Below are 24,488 nucleotides of genomic sequence, written 5' to 3'. Positions count from 1 at the left end.
AGATAAATCGCTACTATAATCATAGTCATAATGACTACGCATTTTCATAAATTCTGGTTGTGGCAGCCAATTTAGTTAATATTGCTGGGTGAATTGTGAATTATGGTTAAAATTACTGGTATTGGTGGTAGCTTAAGACCCGAATCTTATACCCAATTGGCTTTGCAAGTAGCAGCGCACCGGGTAGAAGCTTTAGGTGTAGAGGTCGAAATATTAGATCTACGGCAGTTACAGTTACCATTTTGTAATGGTGGCAAAGAGTATCCAGAATATCCAGACGTTCAGCGGTTACGTGATGCTGTTAGCAATGCCGACGGACTAATTTTGGCAACACCAGAGTATCACGGTGGCGTTAGTGGTGTGATCAAAAATGCTCTGGACTTGATGAGTTTTGATGAACTATCCGATAAAGTCACAGGATTAATTAGTGTACTGGGTGGTCAATCTAATAGTAATGCTCTCAATGACCTTAGACTAATTATTCGATGGGTACATGGATGGGTAATTCCAGAGCAAATTGCCATTGGACAAGCTTGGGGTGCTTTTAATCCTGAAGGCAAATTGTTGGATGAAAAACTTTCCCAACGGTTTGACCAATTTGCTCAAAGCCTAGTTGATAACACTCGTAAGCTACGAGGTGTTGCTTAAAGTTTTGTCAGTTGTCAGTGGTCAGTGGTCAGTTGTTATTAAGTGGCTTTGAGTATTAAACCAGATCAAAAACAACTGACTCTTGCAGGTGATAAGTAACCAGACAGAATTAATTACACAATGTCATTACGAATGGAGCGAAGCGGAATGTAGACACGAAGTGGCTTCCCGTAGGGTAGCAATCGCAAGGGCTGGGATTGCTTCGCTTTGCTCGCAATGACTGTAAATATTTTTGTCCAACTACTTATCATGTCCGGCTTATTAGTTATGAATGCCGCATTTGTGCAAAAAAACCTGAAAACTCTTTTTCCCCCTGGTTACTGAGCGTAGCCGAAGTATGCCCCCTGCGGTCTTAATGATAAGTCTTTACCCGAACACGATATGAATCCTGCGGATACGCTGCGCGATCGCTAGTTACTCGCTAGGGAGCCACTACGTCGGGTAATACCGTTTCACTTTAAAGTTGATACATTTGGGCAAGCAGGGGAGGCAGGGGGAGTAAGAAAAGTAATTTGTATCAATAATTTCGTGAAATGGTATAAGACCGTACTAGCTCACCAAAAAGGCGATTGATCGTGTTGCCCACTTCTTCTGTTTCAGAGACGCTAACGCGAACGAGGAGTGGGAGGAATAGCACTTCGGCTCGGCTGCGCTCAGTGACCATTGTCCCACCGCCGTCCGGTTTCAGTAGCTAGTGGTCAGTAGCAAAAACAACTGACCAGCGTAGCGTCAATATTTTTTAGTGATGATGGTGATGGTGATGATTAGCTGCTAACTGAGGATTAACTGTTGCAGCTTGCTCGTTCTTTAACTCAGCAATGTGAGCATTTGCCCACTCAGCAGCCATTGCCAGAAATTCTGGATGGTCATTGACACAGGCCATCTGCACGTAATCCACATTAGAGTGCTTTTTCTCTAAAGTATGAATGATATGGTGTACATCCAATAGAGTTTCGTGATTTTCTGTCGCAAAGCCAATTGGCATAAAAATTATTACTTTTGCACCCAATTGAATGAGGTTATTAGCAGCTTGCTCTGCGTTGGGCAGCGTCCATTCAATTAAAGGTGTATCGTGATTTAGCCAGCCTACAGAAATTAAGGGATAACGGTTAATCAACTGATCACGAACTGAATCGTACAGCGCTTGACTTTCAATAATCCCAGAAGTGAAACCTTTGGCTTTGTGAGGACAACCGTGGTTCATCAATACAATACCGATTTGAGAAGGTAAATAAGCTGTTGCTAAATCAGCGTTAATCTTTTCCTCAACTAAATGAGCCATCAAGTCGATGTAGGCTGGTTCGTTGAAAAAAGAAGGGATGTAACGTAATCCTTTTACCCAATGTTGCTCACCATCAGCCATATCGGCTAAGGCATTGTTAACTTGCTCGATCGCAATACCACTGGTGAAGATAGAATCAACAACTAGTAGTGGGTAAATCAGAAGTTTATCGAAGCCAAGGCTTTGAATTTCTGCTAAGACTTGATTTGGTAAAAAAGGAGCGCAGAAATTAAAAGCTTTGAAAACTTGGACGCTATCACCCCATTTTGCTTGTAACTGCTTTTCAATCCCAGCGCGTTGCTGTTCAAAGATGGCATTATGTGGGGAAATAAAATCATGGTGTGTGTGTCCCCACTCATGACGATCAAACAATGCTAGTAGCTTAGCTAAGGGTGGATAAATCCAAGTTGGTACTGGTGCAAATTTTGCTGTTAGGAGATTTAAAGCTTGTTCGTTATAATTAGCGAAGTCTTCGTAGCTTTCGACTTCGCCGTAGCCCATAAGTAATACGGCTACTCGTTCTTGACTTGATAGATGCTCGTGGGTAGCGTGCAGTTTTTCTGGCGTGGCAACCACAATTAATTCCTCACTCAATATAACCAGAGTGGAAAGCAAATTTAGCTAGTATATAGCGTCATTTTTGCTCTGACTCGTGAACTACTATCCCATCCAGGGGGATAGGATGACTACAAAAATGATAACAATATCTCGAAAGATATATCTGGGGTTATTACTACATACTGAGTATTTAAAAGCAGACTCTCTAGTATCCTGTATTTAGTAACTGAATGAAATTTTCAAATAATTAAGTAACAGATTTGAATACATGAACAAATTTTGCTGAATTATATCTACCAAAAGATACTGAGATGATTTGTAATTCTAAATGCTAATAAATTAATTCTTAAATTGTGAAATCTTTAAACACGAAATCACAAATAAGTATAATCATTTGTCCTGGAATCCATGAACCAGCTTTAACCCAAAGCTTTATATCAGGTTGGTTAGATTCCAGTAGTCAGAGCTTAATGCGCCAAAATATAATAGTTTTTCCAGGACAAGGTTTGTTAACTTTATCATCGCTGCACATTTTGCAGTTTTTGCGCGATCGCCTAGGAAACAAACTAAAATCACCAATTATATTCATTAGTTTTAGTGCAGGTGTAGTTGGGGCAATAGCTGCTGCTTGGCAATGGCAACTTATAGGCGGTCAAGTCAAAGCATTTATTGCTATAGATGGATGGGGAGTACCACTGTGGGGCAATTTTCCAATTCATCGAATCAGTCATGATTATTTCACACACTGGAGTTCTGCATTATTGGGTAGTGGGCAAAATAATTTTTACGCTCAACCAGCAGTAGACCATTTATTATTATGGCGATCGCCCCAAAAAGTCAAAGGCTGGCAAATAGATTCATCTGTTGATATTTCTCCGTTGCAAGTTCGTCTAAGTGCGTCTGAATTTTTACATCTATTGATCAAACGCTATGAACAAAAATAGTCCGGAAACCAGAATGAGCCAACAGGAGTGAGAAATAGGGGGGATTTTACGGTGGAGTAATCGAGCGATCGAGTGATAGGGTGAAATTTTCCTATTACTTATTTACCTAACTCCCACTTGATTTTAGTTCCCCATCTACAATTAGTCACTAAATTCCCAAGTATCTAAATGTTTCCAACTGAACCGGCTGCTGTTAATAACGGGTTTGGCACTGTACTCAAAAATCGTGCTTTTATGCTCCTATGGATTGGACAATTAGTGTCCCAACTAGGAGATAAAGTCTTTTTCGTTTTGATGGTTGCTTTACTAGAAAACTATCCGCACCCGGCTGGAACGGAAAACTCTATGTACTCAACTTTAATGGTGGCGTTTACAATCCCAGCGATATTATTTGGTTCTGCTGGTGGTGTATTTGTGGACCGCTTCCCCAAAAAGCTGATTATGGTTGGCTCTGATTTAGTGCGAGGGCTAATGATCCTAGGGATTCCTTTTTTCCCCAAAGAATTTGTAGTACTGTTGATATTTGTTTTTATCATTTCCTCTTTAACGCAATTTTTTGCGCCAGCTGAACAAGCCGCCATCCCGCTTTTAGTCAGAAAAGAGAATTTGTTAGCAGCCAATGCCCTCTTTAGCAGCACGATGATGGGAGCCTTAATTGTTGGCTTTGCCATTGGAGAGCCAATATTAAGCGCTGCGAAAAATTTATTGGGGCCTACCTATGGTCAAGAGATTGTGGTAGGGGCATTATATCTATTGTCCGCTGGAATTATGCAGCCGATTAATTTTCAAGAAAACAAGCCTATTAATGAAAATCAAGCGGTAATTCATCCTTGGACAGACTTTAAACAAGGCTTGCGCTATCTGCGGAAAAACCGTTTAGTGTTAAATGCCATGCTGCAACTAACAACTTTGTATTGTGTGTTTGCAGCTTTAACAGTATTAACAATTCGATTAGCTGAGGAGTTTGGCTTAAAAGAAAAACAATTTGGCTTTTTCTTGGCAGCCGCAGGGGTAGGTATGGTGTTGGGTGCAGCTATGTTAGGTCATTGGGGTGAGAAATTTCATCGCAAGCCTTTACCATTAATAGGATTTTTAATGATGGCGCTAGTTTTAGGGGCGTTCACTTTTACCCACAATCTATTAGTGGCTTTAGGACTTTGTGCTTTATTGGGTTTAGGTGCTTCCTTAATTGGTGTACCGATGCAAACCTTAATTCAACAGCACACACCACCGAATATGCATGGTAAAGTGTTTGGCTTTCAAAATCATGCTGTTAATATTGCACTATCAGCACCCTTAGCAATTACAGGCCCATTAACTGACGCTTTAGGCTTGCGAACTGTATTGGTGGGCATGAGTATTGTAGTGGTTGTTGTTGGTGTTTGGGCTTGGCAAAATACTCGTAAAGTGTTACAAGACGTAATTTAACCAAAATAATATTAAAATAATAAGTCCGTTCTCATGTTTAAAATAGAAAGTCATATCAAGATTTGATGGAAATTTTCCACTAAAATGAAATCTTAACTACAGAATTTAAGCGTTAACTTAGCTATCGTCTGAGGTTTGACCGTGACAGTGCGCCTGCCTTCCCTAACTAGTCCTTCACAGACCGAAAATCAAGTCCAATCTGCTGCTGTTTCCAATGCCACAGATGTAACGACACCTAAGCGTGCATCTGGTGGCTTTGCCCTAATTGACAGCCTCCTGCGCCATGAAGTTGAATATATTTTTGGTTATCCCGGTGGGGCAATCCTACCAATTTACGATGACCTGTACAAAGTGGTGGAAGCAACTGGCGCAATCAAACATATCTTAGTCAGGCACGAACAAGGGGCAGCTCACGCAGCTGACGGCTACGCCCGTGCCACTGGTAAGGTCGGAGTCTGCTTTGGTACATCTGGGCCTGGTGCAACTAATTTGGTGACAGGCATTGCTACAGCCTACATGGATTCAATCCCAATGATTGTGGTTACAGGACAGGTAAATCGAAAATCAATCGGTACGGATGCGTTTCAAGAAACCGATATTTATGGAATTACCCTACCTATAGTTAAACATTCTTATGTAGTGCGTGACCCGGCTGATATGGCAAAGATTGTTGCCGAAGCCTTTCATATTGCTAGTACTGGGCGGCCAGGGCCGGTTTTAATTGATGTGCCTAAAGATGTAGCATTAGAACAATTTGATTATGTACCCGTAGAACCAGGATCAGTCAAGTTACGCGGGTATCGTCCTACATTGAAGGGAAATCCCCGTCAGATTAATGGCGCAATTCAGTTGATCCGGGAAAGTCGTCGTCCCTTATTGTATGTGGGTGGGGGTGCGATCGCAGCTAATGCTCACCAAGAAGTTAAAGAACTAGCTGAGTTATTCCAAATCCCCGTCACCACAACTTTGATGGGTATCGGTGCTTTTGATGAACATCATCCCCTAGCATTGGGTATGTTGGGAATGCATGGCACAGCTTACGCCAACTTTGCTGTTAGCGATTGTGATTTGCTAATCTGTGTCGGAGCCAGATTTGATGACCGAGTGACTGGTAAATTAGATGAATTTGCCTCCCATGCAAAGGTCATTCACATTGATATTGACCCCGCAGAAGTTGGTAAAAACCGAGTTCCAGAAGTTCCCATCGTTGGCGATGTGCGTCATGTACTAGTCGAACTATTGCGGCGGTGCAAACAATTAGGGATCAAAAATAGACCTAATCAAACCGAAGAGTGGTTAAATTTAGTCAACCGCTGGCGGCAAGATTATCCATTAGAAGTGCCGCAGCATCCTGACAGTATTTCACCCCAAGAAGTCATTGTAGAAGTTAGTCGTCAAGCCCCGCACGCTTTCTACACCACAGATGTCGGTCAACATCAAATGTGGGCAGCACAATTTCTCAAGAACGGCCCAAGACGCTGGATTTCTAGTGCTGGTTTAGGAACAATGGGTTTTGGCGTACCTGCGGCAATGGGTGCGAAAGTTGCCTTCCCTGATGAAGAAGTCATTTGTATTAGCGGCGATGCCAGTTTTCAGATGTGTTTGCAGGAACTTGGCACACTTGCACAATATGGTATTAATGTCAAGACCGTAATTATGAATAATGGCTGGCAGGGAATGGTACGCCAATGGCAACAAGCTTTCTACGGTGAGCGTTATTCTTGCTCGAATATGGAAGTCGGGATGCCAGACATAGAACTGTTGGCTAAAGCATACAGTATCAAGGGTATGGTGATTAGCGATCGCGCTCAATTAAAAGATGCGATCGCTGAGATGATAGCACACAAAGGCCCAGTAGTTGTAGATGTGCGAGTTACCAGAGACGAAAACTGCTATCCAATGGTAGCGCCAGGTAAAAGTAATGCTCAGATGATTGGCTTACCTAAACAACTACCAAAAGCCGCAGTAGAACCAGTTCATTGCAGCCATTGTGGGACAACAAACCAACCCAGTCACAACTTTTGTTGTGAGTGTGGTACTAAGTTGTAAAAATATAGTAGCAGTAAAAATCTGCTGAAAAAGAATGTAGAGATGTAGCAGTGCTACGTCTCTATAAAGGTTTGGGATAACGCATATGCAGATCTAATACTATCTATGGTATCTTTACATTCTTGAATTGCTGGTCTTACGCTATTTACTAAGTCCCAATTAGTATCAGCTTTTGCTTGCTTAAAGTTAAATTGCAGTATTAACAATATATCTTCTAATTTATTTTCTGTCTGTTGTAGTTTTGGTAAATCAATATTTAATTAATAGTGCTGCGTCAAACAGCCTAGTGAGCAATGAATTTGCTGATTTTGCCCAATCTTCACTTAAAATCCCGCCTACTATATTGATGATTTCCTTGACTGCATCAAATAAATATTTTGGTTCGTATCTCTCTCAGCAAGAATCAATTTAAACTTGACAGACTACGACGCAGGGTTATTTAGGTGTCTGAAAAATTGGGCAAAGATGTTATCTGCTTTTTCTGTTCCTGTAACCAAGTTTCAAAAAGTTCATTAAGTAGGCGCGCTTTTATAGATTCATCGAGTTGGGCTGGGATGAATTTCTCTAACCGCAAAATTACAAACCACTCAGCGATGCGAGTGGGGGGCAGAACTTGATCGGGTTGACTAGTAGAAAGCATTTGTACCATTGCCGGATGAAGTGCATTCAGTTCAATAGGCCCAACTAACCCACCAGTTTGGGCTTCTGGCCCAAGTGAATATTCTCGTGCTACATCTGCGAATGATTGCTCATTTGCTTGAATGCGGAAGTAGAGTTCTTGAGCAATGCCTATATCTTGAGTTCGTAATAGAGAATAAATTACTTTATCTAGTTTGCTCTTATTCTGAAAGAAATAGGATTCTAGTTTATGACCCCAAGTAGCTTGCTTGAATTTTTCTAGTTTCAATTTACGAAGAGTAATAGTTTCTAATTGACTTGCAGTTAAACCATAATGGATCATCCATGCTTGAATGTCGGCTTCTTGAGTTAACTGTTTTTCGGCGTAAAACTGCTGTTGGGCATGGGCTATTTCTTCAGGGGTACACTCTATAGGTGCGATCGCTTCATCGATAATTAATTCCCGCAGCAATTGCGGTAGCATTTGGTAACTAGCTAGTAAAGGAATTAGTTCCCTAGCTTCGATTGTCCGGTTGCCAATCTGGATTACTTCAGTCATTATCTCTTAGGCGTATTCAGAATAAGTTGTTTAGTTTTACGCTCTTTGGAAGTAGATGCTAAATTTGCATCTTGCAAAAAAATTATGATATGTTTTATGCTTGCGTTTTCAGATTTTAATTTCAAGAATATACAGTTTACGGAAAATTCTATCAATAATTATACTGAATTGGCAAAAAGGTAAAAATTAAGATATAGTTTACGATGAATCACCCATACTTACACTATGGGTGTATTTAATTAATGCGATCGCAATGCTGAAATTACCTTTTATGTCTTAAGCAACTTAGCGATCGCGATATGCGGTATTATTTTTTCTTTTTGAGGGCGTAACCTAATCTCCAATTACTGGGTTGTTGTAACTGATCTTTTTTACCTTGAGCAATCAACCAAACAGCAATCCGTGTATTAAATTGTCCCTTAATCAAGTGATAACCTGGTTGAGCAGAAATTCCCTCAATAAATTGAGCGCCGGCATTCATCAGTCCTCCACAGTAAGTTTTTTCTCCAGGTATCGTTAAAGTGACAAAACGATCGCTGCGATATCCATCTGGGATCATAAATATACCGTAGACGCGATGGCGACCAAACCAAGGCTTAATCACTATTTTTTCAGGACTTGAGTAGTATTTTCCACTTGTAGAGGAAATAAATCCCCATGAACGACAACGAGTTACTGGCGCTTGTTCTGAGATGTAAGAAAAGCCAAGAATGCCAACTAAGCTCACTACAAATAAGATGTAAAATACCTGTTTTCTCACTTGTTAGAATCCTAGACTAATTCTTTCAAGTTATATTTTAGCGACTTAGACAGATAGCGCAACTTTAGTCTGGCAGGAGGCAGTGGTTCGGCTTCGCTCACCAACCGAGCAGGGGGAAAGAAATTTTTAATATTTTTGCATGATGCCCAGAATAATAACTAATCAAGCAAACCTGATATGAAACATTATTGTTCCTGAAACTCGCGCTCTCAATTACAGACAATAAAAAACCAGCACTCATCTGTGTGCTAGTAAAATATCTCGTCTTGGCGATCGCTCCTTAACTTATATAGCAGTTCCCAATAACAAGAGGTACATAGTCCCTAGCCTCTAGTCCCTAGCCCCTAATTTCAAAGAGATATACCTCACTAAAACGAGAAACGCTATAATCTACGAGATCCTTAGACTAAGTGAAATCTATAGTCTCAACAAACTCTAAAATACTTTCTTTGATATCCTCGGCCTCTTCTTCAACAGAGCCGCGAATTTCATCTTTTAAAAAGCTACGCTGGCTACTAACTATATACAAAAATTCAGCATCAATAAAGCTCAGAAGTCCTCGATATGCATCTAATCGGGTGGCTGTACCGTTGTTTTCTTGCTTAGAAATTGTTGAACCTTGCGGCATATTAATTAATACAAAGTAAGCACCAGCCATCATGTCTGACAGATATTCGCTGTATTCTACCTGAGCATTAGGCACGTTGGCTAAAATCGCTTGTGGCACATACTTGTCTACTAAAATCGATTGCAAGTATTCTTCTTGTCCTATAGATCCCATTTCGTTTACTTGTTCTGGAGGTATAGGATAATAGTCAATTCTGAGCAAAGTGCCAAAGTCATCTGAAAAACCCACTACTCCTTCTTGACTTTGAACTTTACCCCCCTGCTGAGAGTCAACTGGAATCGGCACAGTGAAATTGCCTAAAGGTGACTCATAAATATCTTCGCTATAGTCTTCTTCCAAGTATTCTTCATTTTCGGCTTCTTGGAAAGCAGCAATGATTTCCTGCACTATTTCTTGCGCTTCTTCATCTTCAAGGTCTAAAGCATCTTGAAGTTTTTTTAGGTAAGGCTGTTTCTTTTGGGGAATAACCAGTTCTTCTTCGTCATCTATTAGTACAATTACCCCTGCGGCAAAAGCATCTAATACCAAATCATCTGAAAGGACTTCACTTGCTGCATTATATAAAGCCCCTAGCCCTTCATCTTCTGCAATACCTATAAGTCTATCAACTATTTCTGTAATTTCATCTTCCGAATATTCTTCAAATACCTCAAATTCCCAAAGAATACTTCCTAGAGTTTCCGGATCTACCTCTTCAACAGCAGAATCTGCAATGGCTGTGACGACTGCTATTGCTGCTACCGCTTCTTCTGGACTCAAGGATTCTTCAGATATCTCTGACGAGTGAAATATATAGTCATACTTGGTCATGATTGTTACCTCCAAAATGGTTTTATAGTAATAACCGATTAAAAGTGACAATGGTCAGTTTAGCAATGCAGCGAACATTTTCTATAGGAGATTTGTTACGTTTGGCTAACTGAAGAAGCAGGGGAGCAGAGGTGCAGAGGTGTAGGGGAGAGATGTTCTTAAATTATCCGGCAATCAAGGGTTTCAAGCCCCTAGATTGACTTGTAGGGATATTAATTTTTAACTCTTAATTCTTAATTACCCGACGGGTTTAACTTGCCTTATTCCTTAACGTGAAATATACAAAAAGCGATCAGCGAGGCTTTCATAGAAACTTGGATCAGTCCAGTAACCGAGGTGTCCTTCTACTCCCCAAGATGCTTGATAGTGCATTTCTACGTTATCTAGGTTTTCATAGTAATCTAAATGACCACTAATGGGATCTTTGAGGTAGTAATAGTTAACCCAATGCACTTGATCGAGCTGGCAGATAACTGGATTTTGGGTGAAGTATGGACTTTGCCGGACAGATTCTGGTTTGGTGCGGAAAGAGTTGAGATGTTCTAAAATCCGCCGTCGGATGTACTGTCCTTCTTGTGCCATATCTCGGAAGAAAAAAGCCATTTTGTCTAGTGGGGAACCAAAGGTTACTAATCCTTTAATTTTTTTCAGCAATAGCCTTTTATTTTCGTCTTGAGACAGACTAGATTCTATGCACAGAAGATTTAATGTATCATAAGCAATACAGCTACCTAGCGAATGTCCTGCTAATATTACTTGGTCATAATTTGCTTGTTTATCCTTGAGAATTGCTTTCAGCAATATTAAGGATTCTTCTAGTATTTGCTGGCGAACCTTTCGGTAAGGTGATTTGGGATCGGTAATGCTATAAATAGCAACGTCACCAACAAAATTAACTAAAGGTGGCGTGGCAACTTCTTTACTTAGTTTCCAAGCAGATTGGAGAAAAGAACCTCTCAAAAATGGGCCTATTAACAATAGAATTAGCCAAATTCCCGTTCTTAAAGCTGGATAGACAAAATTAAATATGCGGAGGAAGATGGTGAGTAAACGTAGGCGATATTTAAAAAAGCTGGTTCTATTTTTGTTAGCTAAAAGCTGGTCTAATAAGTCTTTATTATCCTTACGGTTGTAAAACTCGATTGTACCTTCTAGCGTTCTCTCTGCCCATTGTAAGATCTCAGGTACACTAATTTTATTTTCTGTATTAGGAGCCCAGTAATATTCATGAACATCAATTAGCCATTCTTGCTCAGAATCTGTTGAACTCAGTCTGACAAAACTCTCTGTCCAATAAGAACCAGTTGATAGTCTGCGCCTAGCGATTAAGTGTTCTAGTTTAAAAGGTAATTTTTGCTTATGAAAGTGCTTGAGCAAGTTGCGGGCAAAATAGTCCATAGTTTCCAAAGGATTTTGTTGACCGACACCGTGAATCAACAAAAAGGCTGTGCGTCCTTTGGGAAATCTGGCACTAGTATTTTGATCAATCATGATGATTCCCAATAGAGGTTTCTAAAAGCGGGAAGGTTAATTGGAAAGATTGAACCTTAGCCAAGTATACTTTCTAGCGTGATTTGTTCTCCGTATTGTTGTACAATTTTTCAGCGATCGCTAGCCCGTGTCCGAAGCAAACTATTTAACGAGACAGAAAGTATTTACGCGATCACAAGCATCTGATATCATGTCCGCGTAATAGTTTTAATTCCCGCATCTGTGCAAAAACCACGAAACTTTCTTTCCCCCTGCCCCCCTGCCCCCGGTCACTGAGCGACTTGTACTAAGTTTCGACACTTCGACAGGCTACTTCGACTACGCTCAGTACAAGTCAGTGCGGCGCTACGCGGTAATCGAGTTTCGACTACGCTCAACTGCCGCGAAGTCGAGATTCAACTACCGCGTAGTCGAAGTAAGCCGAAGTGCTGCCCCCCTGCGGTTTTAATAATAAGTCTTTGACCGGACACGATATGATACAGTTGATCACAATGTCTGCGTTTTCGATCAATGCAAGAATTGTGATTGTATCCCAGTGATTGATATTTTGTCATTTTGGAACACTAAACATCATGTCCGTTAATAGACTTGTAGCAGATTACAGTAAGAAAGAGGGTTTTAAGACTGTCAGGACTTATACTAAGTAAGCGAGTTCCTACTTTCTTTCACTCATCAGTTAAAGGATACTGCACACAACCGAAGTGCCATAAGCTTTTTTATTTTCTCCTGCTTTTTGGGCCAAAGTGCGGAACTATTTTGTAGTCTTAGTGTCTTGAGTAAGGAATTAGCAAAAATTATCATCAGGTTTTCTTCCGGATTAATCGGTAAACCCTGAGAAATTTGTGCCAATAAATTCTGCTGTAACTTAGAAATAATCCGCATGAGATTACGCTTTTTTTTGCTTAGCGTCGTCAGTATTGTACTGCTTGCTTCTCCAGCCAAAGCATCTCGCTTAGAATCTTGGTACTTTGACACTGCTCAAAACCAACTCAATATCACTACACAATCAGGAGTTAAGCCAAAAGCATTTTTAGTTAATAACCCAACGCGACTTGTAATTGACTTGCCAAAAACCGAACTCACCGGAAATACAATTCGCCAAAGTTTTGGCTCAGCAGTTAAAGAAATCCGTATCGGTAAAGTTGACTCTGATACAACTAGATTAGTGGTTGAATTAGCACCAGGGTATACAGTATCTGCCGATAAACTACTGATTAAAGGTGACTCTTCCTCCCACTGGATAGTTAATTTCACATCATTTGAGCGCAGTGACAACAAAGTTGTGCTTTCTAGCGAAGAAAAAATTCCCGTTCAAATAGGTGATGTTTCGCCCTTTGCAGGAGTTGTTCCTTTAGGCAAAGAAATATCACAGATTAGCTCTCAAGTTAGAGTATTAATGAATCGCTATAGTTCCCTAGATCCAGGAATGTTTTTCTTAGATTTGGATACAGGTAACTATATAGATTTTAATGGAGAAAAAGCATTTCCTGCTGCTAGCACAATCAAGTTTCCGGTTTTAGTCGCTTTGTTTCAAGAAGTAGACGCAGGGAGAATCAAGCTCAATGAAACTTTAGTAATGCGACGTGATTTAATGACTGGAGGTTCAGGAGTAATACAGTATAAAAAGGCTGGAACTAAGTTTAGTCTTTTAGAAACTGTCACCAAAATGATTACCATTAGCGACAATACTGCTACTAACATGGTTATTGACCGTTTAGGTGGTAAGGCCAAGTTAAATAAGCGTTTCCGGAGTTGGGGACTACAAAATACTGTGATTCGTAATCTACTGGGTGACTTCAAGGGTACTAATACAACTAGCGCGAAAGACTTAGTAAGACTGTCAGCTTTAGTTGTGAATAATCAAGCCTTGAGTAATTCCAGCCGTACCCAAGTCTTGAATCTTATGCGTCGTGTTGAGAACAGAAGTTTATTACCTTCTGGTCTTGGTAAAGGTGCAGTAATTGCCCACAAAACCGGAACACTAGGAGTTATTTTAGGAGACGCAGGTATTATTGAAATGCCATCTGGTAAACGTTACTTAGCGGGGATTTTGGTAAGAAGACCTTTTGGGGATTCAAAAGCCAGAGATTTTGTCAGTCAAGTCTCCCGAATTGTATATGGCTACCTTAGTCAAGGGAAAGTAGCCGATCAGTCTTAAATAATTTAATAATTTTAACTGAGATAATTTTGTGGTGTGATACCATTTCACGAAATATTTGAAACAGATGATTGGTCTTTAATTCTTTCCCCCTGCCTGCTTCCTGCCCCCTGCCCCCCTGTTGCCTTTTAAAGTGAAACGGTATGAGGTTAAATTAGGAGCTAGATCTGTCACATATTTTGATCTGGTAGACTGAAGGCATTGATTGGGCAAAGTTGACCTGTGACCATTACGCTTGACCAACCAATACAAAAGAAGCCACTCAACTTCGATGAGTTTCTTGCCAGTTATGGTGGCGATAATCGCTATGAACTTATTGATGGAGAGGTATTTGATTTGGAACCGACAGGTTCGCATGAAGAGGTTGCAGCCTTTATTACCACAAAGATCTGTGTCCAGATCGATGTAACAGGCTTGCCTTGGTTTGTTCTCCAGCGGGGAATATTGCGCCCTTCTAATAGTGGGATGACCGCATTCCGACCTGATGTTGCAGTGGTTGATCGCGATGAACTTACCAAAGAATTGCTTTGGTCTGACCAGTCGATTCTGACGCTGGGCAGTTCAATTAAATTTGTGGCGGAAGTTGTGAGTAGCAACTGGCAAAACGATTATGCCCGTGAGGTTGAAGACTATGCGGCTTTAGGCATCCCCGAATATTGGATTGCAGACTACGCAGGATTGGGTGGGACTCGATACATTGGGAAACCCAAACAACCTACTTTATCTATTTGTACACTAGTGGATGGAGAGTACGAAATTCAGCAGCTTCGAGGCAATCAGACTATTACCTCTCTAACCTTCTCAGGGCTGAAATTGACGGCTGAACAAGTGCTGAGAGCTGGTAGATGATCGTGGCATAACAATTCATATCGTGTTCGGGTAAAGACTTATCATTAGGACCGCAGGGGGCATACTTCGGCTACGCTCAGTAACCAGGGGGAGAAAGAGTTTTCAGATTTTTGCACAGATGCGGGATTTATAACTAATAAGCCGGACATGATATCAAATGCAGCGGACGATTGAAAGCCATTGGTGTTGAGTTCCAGGCTGTTGACTGCTGCTCAACTTAGCCGTTAACGGGAGAGCAGATGGTTTTAGGTCACTGTCACTTTACCTTTGTTAATCTACAACCAATACGGCTGAGCCTTCAATTTTGCCACTACGCAACGCATCTAAAGCTTCATTTGCTTGAGTTAAAGCAAAAGCATTCACTTCTGTATGAATGGGAATTTGGGGAGCTAAAGTTAGAAACTCTTCTCCATCTTGACGAGTTAAATTAGCAACAGAACGCAATACTCGTTCTTCCCAAAGAATTTCGTAAGGAAAAGCAGGAATATCGCTCATGTGAATACCTGCACAAACTACCACACCACCTTTGACAACTGCACGTAAAGCAGTTGGTACTAGTTTTCCTATAGGAGCAAAAATAATTGCTGCATCTAAAGGTTCTGGAGGTAATACATCTGAGCCACCAGCCCAAACTGCACCTAATTGACGGGCAAATTCTTGTCCTTGCTCATCACCAGGACGAGTAAAAGCAAAAACCTGACGTTGTTGATGGCGAGCTAATTGAATCAGTATATGAGCTGATGAACCAAAACCATAAAAGCCCAGTTTCTGGGCATCACCAGTCATACTGTAAGCGCGATAGCCAATTAAACCACCACACAATAGGGGTGCAGCTTGTAAATCAGGATAACTAGGGTCTAAGGGAAAGCAAAAGTGATGGTCAGCAACGGTGTACTCAGCATAGCCACCATCCAGGTTATAACCTGTAAACTCAGCGTAATCACAAAGATTTTCCCGATTAGAGAGACAATAGCGGCAGTGATTGCAAGTATGACCTAGCCAAGGTACACCCACTCGTTGTCCTATATTAAACTTATCAACGCCTTCACCTTTGGCTTCTATCGTACCTACAATTTGATGCCCAAGTACTAGAGGCAGTTTTGGATGTGTCAATTCTCCATCAACTATATGTAAATCTGTGCGGCAAATAGCGCAAGCATGAACGCGAATCAATACTTGCTCAGAGTTAGGTTTTGGCATCGGCAAATCAACCAAGCGTAGAGGTTGACGTGGTGCTGACAAAATCATTGCACGCATAAGCAATTAAAAATTTTTACAATGCGATCATCTTAGCTGCAAAGCTGGTATGAAAATACTTAGTCAGCTAAGCTATGCTTTACTTCTATACTAGTCTGAGAAAGTTACTAAAATTTCTAGGTCTCAAACTCCCAAAACTTATAATAAATTCGCCGTAAGTCCATCCCCTGAACCTGAAAAGTTAGTAGTGGTATATAAAATAGGAAAAATATTTGCATCTGTTGTAGGTAGTTCACGCAAAATGTAGATATTATTCAAATGACATCAATCAATCAGTATTAGGGTTAGTTTTTATGCCGACGATTCATTTAGTGGATGGGGAAAAAGGTGGGGTAGGGAAGTCTCTACTCACTAGGACGATGATTCAGTATTGTCTGGATAAAAAAATACCGTTTGTACCAGTGGAAACTGATAGGTCTAATCCTGATGTAGCTGGTGTATATAAAGGAATATGTCAGTATGCTGTGTTTACTGAAGATGAACGGCAAGCTGATAAAGCAGATAGAATCTTTGAAATGGCGATGTCTAAACCTGCAATTGTCAATTTAGCTGCTCAATCCCATAGAGCTGTAAAAAATTGGATTGAGAAAAATCACTTAATTGACCTGGGAAGTTCTGAAGGAGTCAGCTTTTGCAAGTGGTTTGTATCTACAGGAGGATATGACAGCCTGAACCTATTTGTGCAGTCTGTAAACAGCTATGGTATCAAAATCCCTCATGTTTTGGTCAGGAATTTAGGGCTATGCGACGATTGGGAGCATGTTGATTCTGATGCTACCATTCAAAATTTAGTCAGCAAATATAAAATTCAGGTTGTAGATTTTCCGAAGCTGGCATACAAAGAAAGAAACATTATTGACCAACATCGTCTAACTTTTGCTGAAGCACGAGAGTATAAAGAGTTTGGGGTTCTTGGTAAACAACGAGTTGTAAATTTTCTTAAACTTGCTTATGCTGCTTTTGAGACAGTAGGTATTTGGTATGAAGAGGTTAAATAAGAATCTCAGACTAAATTTCTACTGGATGTTGCCCATAATACGGCAAAGCTTCTGACCACTCAGGACACTTGCCTTGTTGCCATTCTAAATAAGCCAATTCTAAAACGCTTGTCACTGTTGCTGCTAACCCAGATTTAGCCTCAATGAGTTGATAATCGGTATTCCAGTTAGCTAAAGTTTCCTGCCATGCTTCTGGTGTAAACACTGTATCTGGCAATAAGGCTGTGAGTCCACAAGTATCTGGCGTAGGCTGATAAATAGCAGCAAAAACTTTACCTCGTTGTGCAGGCATTTCCACAGCGATCGCTTGATTTTTGTTAGGCTGATTAACAACAATAGTTGAAGGAATCTCCGAAATATATTTTGACCAAGCTACTGCGGCTAAAGTAGAAATAGCAAACACAGGAATATCTAATTGTTGTCCTAAGGTGCGGGCGACGACAACACCAATGCGAGTTCCTGTAAATCCCCCAGGTCCTTTGGCAACTGCAATAAATGCCAAGTCTGCCCAAGTTTGGGGTTTGAGAAATTCAATCAAATATTGATGTATATAGCTAGATACTTCACGCCCCAAGTTCCAAACATCAGTGCGAGTTTCACTAGCAAAATTACTAATTGTTAAACCCAATTCGGGAGTAGTTGTGTGTAGCGATAAAGCGTATTTTTTAGTTGTGGGATGTTTTAGTTCAGTCGTCAAAGTTTTACCAATTTTAAATTTAGATAAGGAAGAAGCTGATAAGCAATTTATCAGTGCTGGAATCATACTCCACTTTTTACCCCACACCGAACATCTCTGGTTTTAAATCAGCTGGGAACAACCTTTCTGCACTCCCACAGACCTAATCTCAGTAGTGGGGTTAAAATTTCAAAAGGACTTCATTCAACAGATATTTCGGGAGAGTATGGTGTGCGAGTCGATAAAAAAACTCTCATAAGTTGAGGCTAGGATAACAATGTTACAAGTCCCAAATAAAATATTGACCCTAGAAGAGTTTATTATACTACCAGAAACTCAACCAAGTTTAGAGTACATAGACGGTCAAATCATTCAAAAACCGATGCCTCAAGGGAAGCATAGCACTATTCAAGGAGAACTCTGTCCTACAATCAATTCTGTGATCAAATTACAAAAAATGGGTTGGGCTTTTCCAGAATTACGTTGCACTTTTGGAGGACGTTCTATAGTTCCCGATGTCGCTGTATTCTCTTGGGCAAGACTTCCCATAGACGAAAATGGTGATATTGCGAATACATTTGCCGCAGCACCTGACTGGATAATCGAAATTCTTTCCCCAGAGCAAAGCCATACAAAAGTTACAAAAAAAATCTTACATGCTCTCAATCACGGTACTCAAATGGGTTGGTTAATTGACCCTGATGAGCGATTTATTGCTGCTTATCCTGCAAAACGACAGCCTTTGGGTTTTGAGGAAGTTGAGGCTGTTTTACCAGTGCCAGAATTTTGTCAGGGGTTACAGTTGACAGTCGGTGATATTTTTGGCTGGTTAAAGGTAATTCCGTAATAAAGTACGACTACCACATTTAAAAGTAGTAGTCGCCTGAAAAGCTAACATCATCTGCGATTAAGTAGGGACTAATTCACCCGGACGTAATTTCGACCACTTACCCATTTCTTGTTTAAAGCTTAAACAACCAACAACATCCCATTCCATCTCAATGACATCGTCTTTAGTACGGATGTTGACATTAATAGAGGGTTCATTGGGGTCAAAAGTGGGGTTTTCAGTCAAGTGGGGCTGTTGGTGCTGCGTTTCTACGGCATTATAGGTTACACAGCGATCTACATAGTGGCAGTTCACGCAAATACACATAATAGAACCAACTCCAGGAACCTTTATTGTTAATTTAGCTTAAGTCCAACCTTTATTCATTAGCTGCTGGATTGATTTTTATTACAATGCATATTCCAGTTCCATCTACCCTCGCTCCCGAAAATTGGCCTTTTAGTCTGGAATATTTACCACAACCAGCTTACATGGTAGGTGGTGCTGTTCGGGATGCCATTTTGGGAAGAAGTCGCGAATACTTGGATCTAGATTTTGTGATCCCATCCGATGCTGTTAAGGTAGCAAGAGCGATCGCTCGTCGTTATCAAGCTGGGTTTGTATTACTTGATGCTGAACGAAAAATTGCTCGTGTAGTATTTCCTAATGCTACAGCCGATTTTGCCCAACAAGAAGGCGATAGTTTAACAACTGACTTGCATAGAAGAGATTTTACAATCAATGCGATCGCCTACAATCCCTACACCCAAGAAATTATTGATCCTCTCCAAGGCTATGCAGACTTAGAACAGCGTCAATTGCGAATGGTATCACCAATAAATCTAGCAAATGATCCTTTGCGGTTGATGCGAGCCTATCGCCAAGCTGCTCAACTAGGTTTTACCATTGAACCGACTACCCAAACCACCATTCGCACTTTGGCATCACATATAACTGAAGTTGCAGCAGAACGAGTGCGGGTAGAAATTGGCTATTTATTAGCCAGTCCTCAAGGCACTCCTTGGATAGCCAGTGCTGTAAAAGATGGTGTAATTACGCATTTTTTCCGAAATGCTACACCTGAAAGTTGCCAAAAATTGGCTGCGGTTGACAAAGCAGCAGCCCTACTAACAAAAAACTGGTCTCAACTAGGAATAGAACTGCAACAGTATGTGCGTGATACAGTCAAAACTACTTGGTTGGGTATTGCCAAACTTGCTTGTCTTGTGCATCCAAATCCAGAAGTTGCGGAAATAGAATTACAGGAACTTACCTATAGTCGTGCAGAAATTCGGGCTGTTACAACTGCCCTAAAGCTGTTCCCACGGTTAAACTTAACCAATATGTCTTTACGAGAACAGTATTTTTTGTTCCAGGAAGCGGGGATTGTATTTGTGGCTACAGTAGTTTTAGCCTTAAGTAACAATACTCCGGTAGAGGTGATGTCTGGGAATAAATCGCTTAGCGCTTACGCACCATTAATCAGCCGCTACCTCAACCCTGATGATCTGGTCGCTCATGCCACTCCATTAGTGAGTGGTAAAGAACTAATAATAACATTAAATATTCCAGCTTCGCCAGTGGTGGGCGAACTCCTAACAGAAATTGCCATAGCACGAGCTGAGGGGAAAATTTCAACACCAGCAGAAGCGATCGCTTTTGTACGTAAGTTAGTTTAGATAACCACAAAGACTTTTCCAGTGTCAGTATCACAACAAGCACCAATAATTTTCAGTTTGCTATTTTGTAGTAATTTATACGGTTAATAATTTTAACCTTTAGAACTAATGAGACAGACCATGAGTGCGATCGCTCACTCTGGCTCACTGCCATCATAGGACTGCTACGGATCAGTTAAAATTATGATTAATTCTCAGTTTGCTGACCCTGTAAATATGACTATGCACAATTCCGTTGAATTTCAAGACGCTTTTGATGTCATTGTCGTCGGTGCAGGTCACTCCGGTTGCGAAGCAGCCCTCGCATCTGCTCGTCTCGGCTGTCGTACTCTGCTATTGACCCTCAACTTGGATAAAATTGCTTGGCAACCCTGTAACCCAGCGGTAGGCGGCCCTGCTAAATCACAGCTGACTCACGAAGTAGACGCACTTGGTGGGGAAATTGGCAAAATAGCAGACCGCACATACCTGCAAAAGCGTATCCTCAACTCTTCACGAGGGCCTGCGGTTTGGGCATTACGCGCCCAAACTGATAAGCGTGAATATGCAGCAGTAATGAAGAATATTGTCGAGAACCAAGAAAATTTAATCATTCGCGAGGGGATGGCTACAGACTTGGTGCTGGGCGCTAACGATGAAGTAATTGGCGTTGCAACTTACTTTGGTGTAGCTTTTCAGTGTCAAGCAGTCATTTTGACAACAGGTACTTTCTTGGGCGGAAAGATCTGGGTTGGCAATAAATCCATGCCAGCAGGACGGGCTGGGGAATTTGCAGCCGAAGGCTTAACGCAAACTTTGAATCGCTTGGGCTTTGAAACTGGACGCTTAAAAACTGGGACTCCAGCGCGGGTAGATAAGCGATCGGTGGATTATAGTAAGATGACTGTTCAGCCAGGCGATGAAGAAGTACGCTGGTTTAGCTTTGACCCCCAAGCGTGGGTAGAACGGGAACAAATACCTTGCTATATTACCCGCACGACTCCTGAAACTCATCGACTCATTCGAGAAAATTTACACCTGTCGCCAGTTTATGGCGGTTGGGTAGAAGCAAAAGGCCCTCGTTATTGCCCCAGTATTGAAGATAAAATTGTGCGCTTTGCTGACAAAGAAAGCCACCAATTATTTATTGAACCAGAAGGGCGGGAGATTCCAGAATTATATATCCAAGGTTTTTCTACAGGGTTGCCAGAAAATTTGCAATTGCAAATGTTGCGGAGTCTCCCAGGTTTAGAACAATGTTTTATGTTGCGCCCGGCTTATGCTGTGGAATATGACTATATCCCCGCAACCCAGTGTTATCCCACACTGATGACAAAAAAGATTGCTGGTTTATTTTGTGCAGGGCAAATTAACGGTACTACAGGTTATGAAGAAGCGGCAGCCCAAGGAATAGTGGCGGGAATCAACGCCGCCAGATTGGTGCAGGGTAAGGAAATGATTATTTTTCCCCGTGAGCAAAGTTACATTGGGACGCTGGTAGATGATTTGTGTACTAAAGATTTGCGCGAACCTTACCGAATGCTCACCAGTCGGTCTGAATATCGTTTATTATTGCGTTCTGATAATGCTGACCAACGCCTAACGCCTCTAGGGCGAGAAATTGGCTTGATTGACGATCGCCGCTGGGAATTGTTTACTCAAAAACAACTAGAGATTGCTACTGAAAAAGAGCGACTATACAGCACACGGGTCAAAGAACATGACGAAATTGGACAAGCGATCGCTGCTATTTCCCAGCAAGCAATTAAAGGTTCGATTACCCTAGCTGAATTACTCCGTCGTCCGGGATTTCATTACGTTGACCTCGACAGTTACGGATTAGGAAACCCCAATCTCAAACCAGCCGAGAAACAAGGCGCAGAAATTGACATCAAATACTCTGGCTATCTCGCTAGACAACAAAATCAGATTGAACAAATTGCCCGTCAAGCGCAACGCCAGTTACCTGCGGACTTAGATTACACAAAAATTGATACCCTCTCTAAAGAAGCACGGGAAAAGCTAAACAAGGTAAAACCGCTAACCATCGGTCAAGCAGCACGTATTGGCGGAGTGAATCCCGCCGATATAAATGCTTTATTAATATATTTAGAATTGCGTAAAACCCAGCCCCAACAAGCATTTCCAGCTTTAACTTAACTTCAACTTCGTGAAGGGTGAGTATAGTAGAGAAGAAGAAGAGATTAGTATGATAGATGACACGAATTAAGTACTGGCATTATCAGCAGTCTCCGAAGTCAAGTTGAACTTAATACTACCAAGCAATAAAAACTCTACCCACAAGGAGATAGAGTTTTGTAAGTGGTCAGCGATGCACTGAGTTTCGACTGCGCTCAACTACCGCGTAGTCGAAGTGTAGTTAGTAGTCAGTAGTAAAGCGAAAAGTCGAGTCAGTCTCGTGGGCGGGTTTCCCGACTTGAGAGAACTGGCGTTGTGCGTCCGGGTTTCCCGGCGCAGAACTTTTCAAGACAGCGAAAAGTGCGGTCTTGGGTTCTACCCAACAAAAGCAACTTTTCAAGACAGCGAAAAGTGCGGTCTTGGGTTCTACCCAACAAAAGCAACTTTTCAAGACAGCGAAAAATCAAGCCAGTCTCGTGGAAGGGTTTCCAATGACAACTGACAACTGACAACTGACAACTGACAACTGACAACTGACAACTAACCCGCGTAGCGTAAATAAAATCCTAATTCCCAGGCAGTAGGGGCGGTGTGTCCCATACTGGCAGCCATAAACCAAAATGCGTATGTTACAAGCAACCAGTACCCATCTAATTATTCCAGAACCATCAGAAGACTTGCTCGCCAACGAGCCTTGGTCGATAGAACTCTATGCTGATGGCTTGATGGATGAACTCTTTGCCGATATTGACGAAATTTTGGACGCTAATGTGAGTCTGCCCTCTCAAACTATCAGGCATGGTAGTCGCACACCACGTCGTTCCTCAGAAGAAACTACCGCCCGTGATTGGTTCTATCAGTCAGGGAACTATTCCAGACCAATAACTACAGAATATGAGACAGTTAATGTACCGCAGATTGTCTTACCTAGTACACTTACCCAAGTTAGGAATAAGCAAAGTCAGGTTGTAATTGATAATCCCAGCGCGAGAGCAATTAGTACTAAACGTGAGCAAACCAGACGTGCGTTAAGAAAACTGCTGATTTTAGGCACAACTATAGGCGTGGCGATCGCAGGTACAATCTACTTGTTTCAGTCTGGAATATTACTACTTCTCACTTCTAAATTGACACAACCGCAGACTCTTTATCTGCCTCAGACGCAACGCACTACAAAAGTAGACGTTGAAGCAGAGTTAGTTGATTACATGCTGGGTGCGCTAGCAATTATTGATAAGCAAAATGCTACAAATAATCAACAATCTGTTCGTTCAGGACTTACTAATCGCTTAGCCTCTAACTCTAATACAATTGCTTTTTCTAGTAATCAGTCTGTAGGAAATCTACCACCTCCTTTAGCTGCTAACAAGACATCACCTATTCCTAACCGTTCTGCTAACGTTGTTGAGCGTATTTACGTTCCTGTTTATCAAGCGCCATCACCCATGCGCTACGCGCCCCCAACTATTCCTGGCGTTCCTACACTTTTACCACCAATAGCAACTAATTCCAAGCCATCTCAACCTGATGTTGTGAAAACTGCCCTGAATACAGTTAAGCAAGCAGCCAAGCCCGTGGGTGTTAACATGCTAGCTGCTGTACGGGGAGAACTCAAACCTTTATCTGTAAGAACTGCACCCATTACTGTAAAGCAGTCGCCTAATCCTCTACCTGCATTACCAGTTGTTCCATTTAGTGCAGCAACATCAACACTACCCGCACCGATCCAATCTGCACCTACCACAACTGCGCCGACTCCTAGTCATACCTTAGAAGGATTACTAGAATTAGGCAGCAAATCTGCCGCTTTATTTCAGTTTGACGGTGTAACTCGTCGCATCAATATCGGAGAAAGTATTGGTTCGAGTGGTTGGACACTAGTTGATGTTAGCAAGGGTGAAGCTATAGTTCGGCGTAACGGTGAAGTGCGATCAATTTATGCCGGACAAAAGTTATAGAACTTGCGGTAAAAGCTGTATGAACATACAGCAAATTTCATTTGGATGAGGTACATTTCCCTAATCCCTAGCCCCTAGCCCCTAGTCCCTTTTATGGATAACGATTTATTGGCTTTTTTTGTAGGTGTTGGTTTGCTTATCCTCTATCTTATTTTCTCTGCGTTAACTGAAATGGGAACAAAACTTCCCTG

General features: G+C 41.4%; 19 protein-coding genes. 11 read left to right on the top strand and 8 right to left on the bottom strand.

The genetic code is table 11. The annotated features are described in order from the left end of the window. Positions 1 to 102 precede the first annotated feature (102 nt). A complete protein-coding gene (locus QI031_RS09255; protein WP_281484887.1) occupies positions 103 to 648 on the top strand; it encodes an NADPH-dependent FMN reductase in 546 nt (181 codons plus the stop codon). A 739-nt stretch (positions 649 to 1,387) separates the two neighbouring features. On the opposite strand, the gene QI031_RS09250 is transcribed toward QI031_RS09255, so the two are convergent. After that, entirely contained in the window at positions 1,388 to 2,506 is a 1,119-nt protein-coding gene (locus tag QI031_RS09250; RefSeq protein ID WP_281484886.1) for a ferrochelatase, read from the bottom strand. A 362-nt stretch (positions 2,507 to 2,868) separates the two neighbouring features. Between QI031_RS09250 and QI031_RS09245 the strand changes: the two genes are divergently transcribed. The 3 genes from QI031_RS09245 (at position 2,869) to ilvB (ending at position 6,909) form a co-directional block, all read left to right on the top strand. Then, positions 2,869 to 3,432 (top strand): hypothetical protein, encoded by a 564-nt coding sequence (locus QI031_RS09245; RefSeq protein WP_281485971.1) that lies wholly within the window; start codon positions 2,869 to 2,871, stop codon positions 3,430 to 3,432. Between the two features lie 168 nt (positions 3,433 to 3,600). Further along, complete coding sequence (locus QI031_RS09240; protein WP_281484885.1) at positions 3,601 to 4,860, top strand: MFS transporter; 1,260 nt, start codon at positions 3,601 to 3,603, stop codon at positions 4,858 to 4,860. A 141-nt stretch (positions 4,861 to 5,001) separates the two neighbouring features. Beyond that, a complete protein-coding gene (gene ilvB, locus QI031_RS09235) occupies positions 5,002 to 6,909 on the top strand; it encodes a biosynthetic-type acetolactate synthase large subunit (protein ID WP_281484884.1) in 1,908 nt (635 codons plus the stop codon). 439 nt (positions 6,910 to 7,348) lie between these two features. Here ilvB and QI031_RS09230 read toward each other — a convergent pair whose 3' ends face one another. The 4 genes from QI031_RS09230 to QI031_RS09215 all read right to left on the bottom strand — a co-directional run bounded on the left by QI031_RS09230 (position 7,349) and on the right by QI031_RS09215 (position 11,775). Continuing rightward, a complete protein-coding gene (locus QI031_RS09230; RefSeq protein WP_281484883.1) occupies positions 7,349 to 8,086 on the bottom strand; it encodes a peptidylprolyl isomerase in 738 nt (245 codons plus the stop codon). 307 nt (positions 8,087 to 8,393) lie between these two features. After that, a complete protein-coding gene (locus tag QI031_RS09225) occupies positions 8,394 to 8,846 on the bottom strand; it encodes a hypothetical protein (RefSeq protein WP_281484882.1) in 453 nt (150 codons plus the stop codon). A gap of 406 nt (positions 8,847 to 9,252) precedes the next feature. Next, complete coding sequence (locus tag QI031_RS09220; protein ID WP_281484880.1) at positions 9,253 to 10,284, bottom strand: tellurite resistance TerB family protein; 1,032 nt, start codon at positions 10,282 to 10,284, stop codon at positions 9,253 to 9,255. A gap of 267 nt (positions 10,285 to 10,551) precedes the next feature. After that, positions 10,552 to 11,775, bottom strand: a complete 1,224-nt coding sequence (locus tag QI031_RS09215) for an alpha/beta hydrolase family protein (protein ID WP_281484879.1) — start codon at positions 11,773 to 11,775, stop codon at positions 10,552 to 10,554. An 880-nt stretch (positions 11,776 to 12,655) separates the two neighbouring features. Here QI031_RS09215 and QI031_RS09210 point away from each other — a divergent pair. Both QI031_RS09210 and QI031_RS09205 read left to right on the top strand, forming a co-directional pair. Next, positions 12,656 to 13,933, top strand: a complete 1,278-nt coding sequence (locus QI031_RS09210; RefSeq protein WP_281484878.1) for a serine hydrolase — start codon at positions 12,656 to 12,658, stop codon at positions 13,931 to 13,933. 222 nt (positions 13,934 to 14,155) lie between these two features. Further along, complete coding sequence (locus tag QI031_RS09205) at positions 14,156 to 14,782, top strand: Uma2 family endonuclease (protein ID WP_281484877.1); 627 nt, start codon at positions 14,156 to 14,158, stop codon at positions 14,780 to 14,782. A gap of 270 nt (positions 14,783 to 15,052) precedes the next feature. On the opposite strand, the gene QI031_RS09200 is transcribed toward QI031_RS09205, so the two are convergent. After that, on the bottom strand, positions 15,053 to 16,039 hold the full coding sequence (locus QI031_RS09200) for a zinc-dependent alcohol dehydrogenase family protein (protein WP_281484876.1): 987 nt from the start codon (positions 16,037 to 16,039) through the stop codon (positions 15,053 to 15,055). Positions 16,040 to 16,332: 293 nt separating this feature from the next. On the opposite strand from QI031_RS09200, the gene QI031_RS09195 reads away from it, so the two are divergent. Beyond that, complete coding sequence (locus QI031_RS09195; RefSeq protein WP_281484875.1) at positions 16,333 to 17,037, top strand: P-loop NTPase family protein; 705 nt, start codon at positions 16,333 to 16,335, stop codon at positions 17,035 to 17,037. Between the two features lie 10 nt (positions 17,038 to 17,047). Here QI031_RS09195 and tsaB read toward each other — a convergent pair whose 3' ends face one another. Then, positions 17,048 to 17,734, bottom strand: a complete 687-nt coding sequence (gene tsaB / locus QI031_RS09190) for a tRNA (adenosine(37)-N6)-threonylcarbamoyltransferase complex dimerization subunit type 1 TsaB (RefSeq protein ID WP_281485970.1) — start codon at positions 17,732 to 17,734, stop codon at positions 17,048 to 17,050. Between the two features lie 256 nt (positions 17,735 to 17,990). Here tsaB and QI031_RS09185 point away from each other — a divergent pair, with 256 nt between their 5' ends. Then, positions 17,991 to 18,560 carry a Uma2 family endonuclease gene (locus QI031_RS09185; RefSeq protein WP_281484874.1) on the top strand — a complete coding sequence of 190 codons (570 nt, stop codon included), beginning with the start codon at positions 17,991 to 17,993 and terminating at the stop codon, positions 18,558 to 18,560. 60 nt (positions 18,561 to 18,620) lie between these two features. Here QI031_RS09185 and QI031_RS09180 read toward each other — a convergent pair whose 3' ends face one another. Then, positions 18,621 to 18,869, bottom strand: a complete 249-nt coding sequence (locus QI031_RS09180) for a Ycf34 family protein (RefSeq protein ID WP_281484873.1) — start codon at positions 18,867 to 18,869, stop codon at positions 18,621 to 18,623. Between the two features lie 86 nt (positions 18,870 to 18,955). Here QI031_RS09180 and QI031_RS09175 point away from each other — a divergent pair, with 86 nt between their 5' ends. From QI031_RS09175 to QI031_RS09165, 3 genes are all read left to right on the top strand, one after another. Continuing rightward, entirely contained in the window at positions 18,956 to 20,221 is a 1,266-nt protein-coding gene (locus QI031_RS09175) for a CCA tRNA nucleotidyltransferase (RefSeq protein ID WP_281484872.1), read from the top strand. Between the two features lie 216 nt (positions 20,222 to 20,437). Beyond that, on the top strand, positions 20,438 to 22,360 hold the full coding sequence (gene mnmG, locus QI031_RS09170; RefSeq protein WP_281485969.1) for a tRNA uridine-5-carboxymethylaminomethyl(34) synthesis enzyme MnmG: 1,923 nt from the start codon (positions 20,438 to 20,440) through the stop codon (positions 22,358 to 22,360). A 605-nt stretch (positions 22,361 to 22,965) separates the two neighbouring features. Next, positions 22,966 to 24,297, top strand: coding sequence for a hypothetical protein (locus QI031_RS09165; protein ID WP_281484871.1), 1,332 nt, complete (start codon positions 22,966 to 22,968; stop codon positions 24,295 to 24,297). The last annotated feature ends 191 nt before the right edge of the window (positions 24,298 to 24,488 follow it).

Origin of the sequence: Halotia branconii CENA392, from assembly GCF_029953635.1 — a bacterium.
GTDB classification, from domain to species: Bacteria; Cyanobacteriota; Cyanobacteriia; order Cyanobacteriales; family Nostocaceae; genus Halotia; species Halotia branconii.
This window is presented reverse-complemented; position numbering and strand designations above follow the sequence as displayed.

Coding starts and splice junctions, on each gene's coding strand:
- QI031_RS09180 (WP_281484873.1), bottom strand. CDS start 18,869: ATGTGTATTTGCGTGAACTGCCACTATGTAGATCGCTGTGTAACCTAT.
- QI031_RS09220 (WP_281484880.1), bottom strand. CDS start 10,284: ATGACCAAGTATGACTATATATTTCACTCGTCAGAGATATCTGAAGAA.
- mnmG (WP_281485969.1), top strand. CDS start 20,438: ATGACTATGCACAATTCCGTTGAATTTCAAGACGCTTTTGATGTCATT.
- QI031_RS09200 (WP_281484876.1), bottom strand. CDS start 16,039: ATGCGTGCAATGATTTTGTCAGCACCACGTCAACCTCTACGCTTGGTT.
- QI031_RS09210 (WP_281484878.1), top strand. CDS start 12,656: ATGAGATTACGCTTTTTTTTGCTTAGCGTCGTCAGTATTGTACTGCTT.
- QI031_RS09215 (WP_281484879.1), bottom strand. CDS start 11,775: ATGATTGATCAAAATACTAGTGCCAGATTTCCCAAAGGACGCACAGCC.
- QI031_RS09195 (WP_281484875.1), top strand. CDS start 16,333: ATGCCGACGATTCATTTAGTGGATGGGGAAAAAGGTGGGGTAGGGAAG.
- QI031_RS09175 (WP_281484872.1), top strand. CDS start 18,956: ATGCATATTCCAGTTCCATCTACCCTCGCTCCCGAAAATTGGCCTTTT.
- QI031_RS09255 (WP_281484887.1), top strand. CDS start 103: ATGGTTAAAATTACTGGTATTGGTGGTAGCTTAAGACCCGAATCTTAT.
- QI031_RS09240 (WP_281484885.1), top strand. CDS start 3,601: ATGTTTCCAACTGAACCGGCTGCTGTTAATAACGGGTTTGGCACTGTA.
- QI031_RS09165 (WP_281484871.1), top strand. CDS start 22,966: ATGTTACAAGCAACCAGTACCCATCTAATTATTCCAGAACCATCAGAA.
- QI031_RS09230 (WP_281484883.1), bottom strand. CDS start 8,086: ATGACTGAAGTAATCCAGATTGGCAACCGGACAATCGAAGCTAGGGAA.
- QI031_RS09185 (WP_281484874.1), top strand. CDS start 17,991: ATGTTACAAGTCCCAAATAAAATATTGACCCTAGAAGAGTTTATTATA.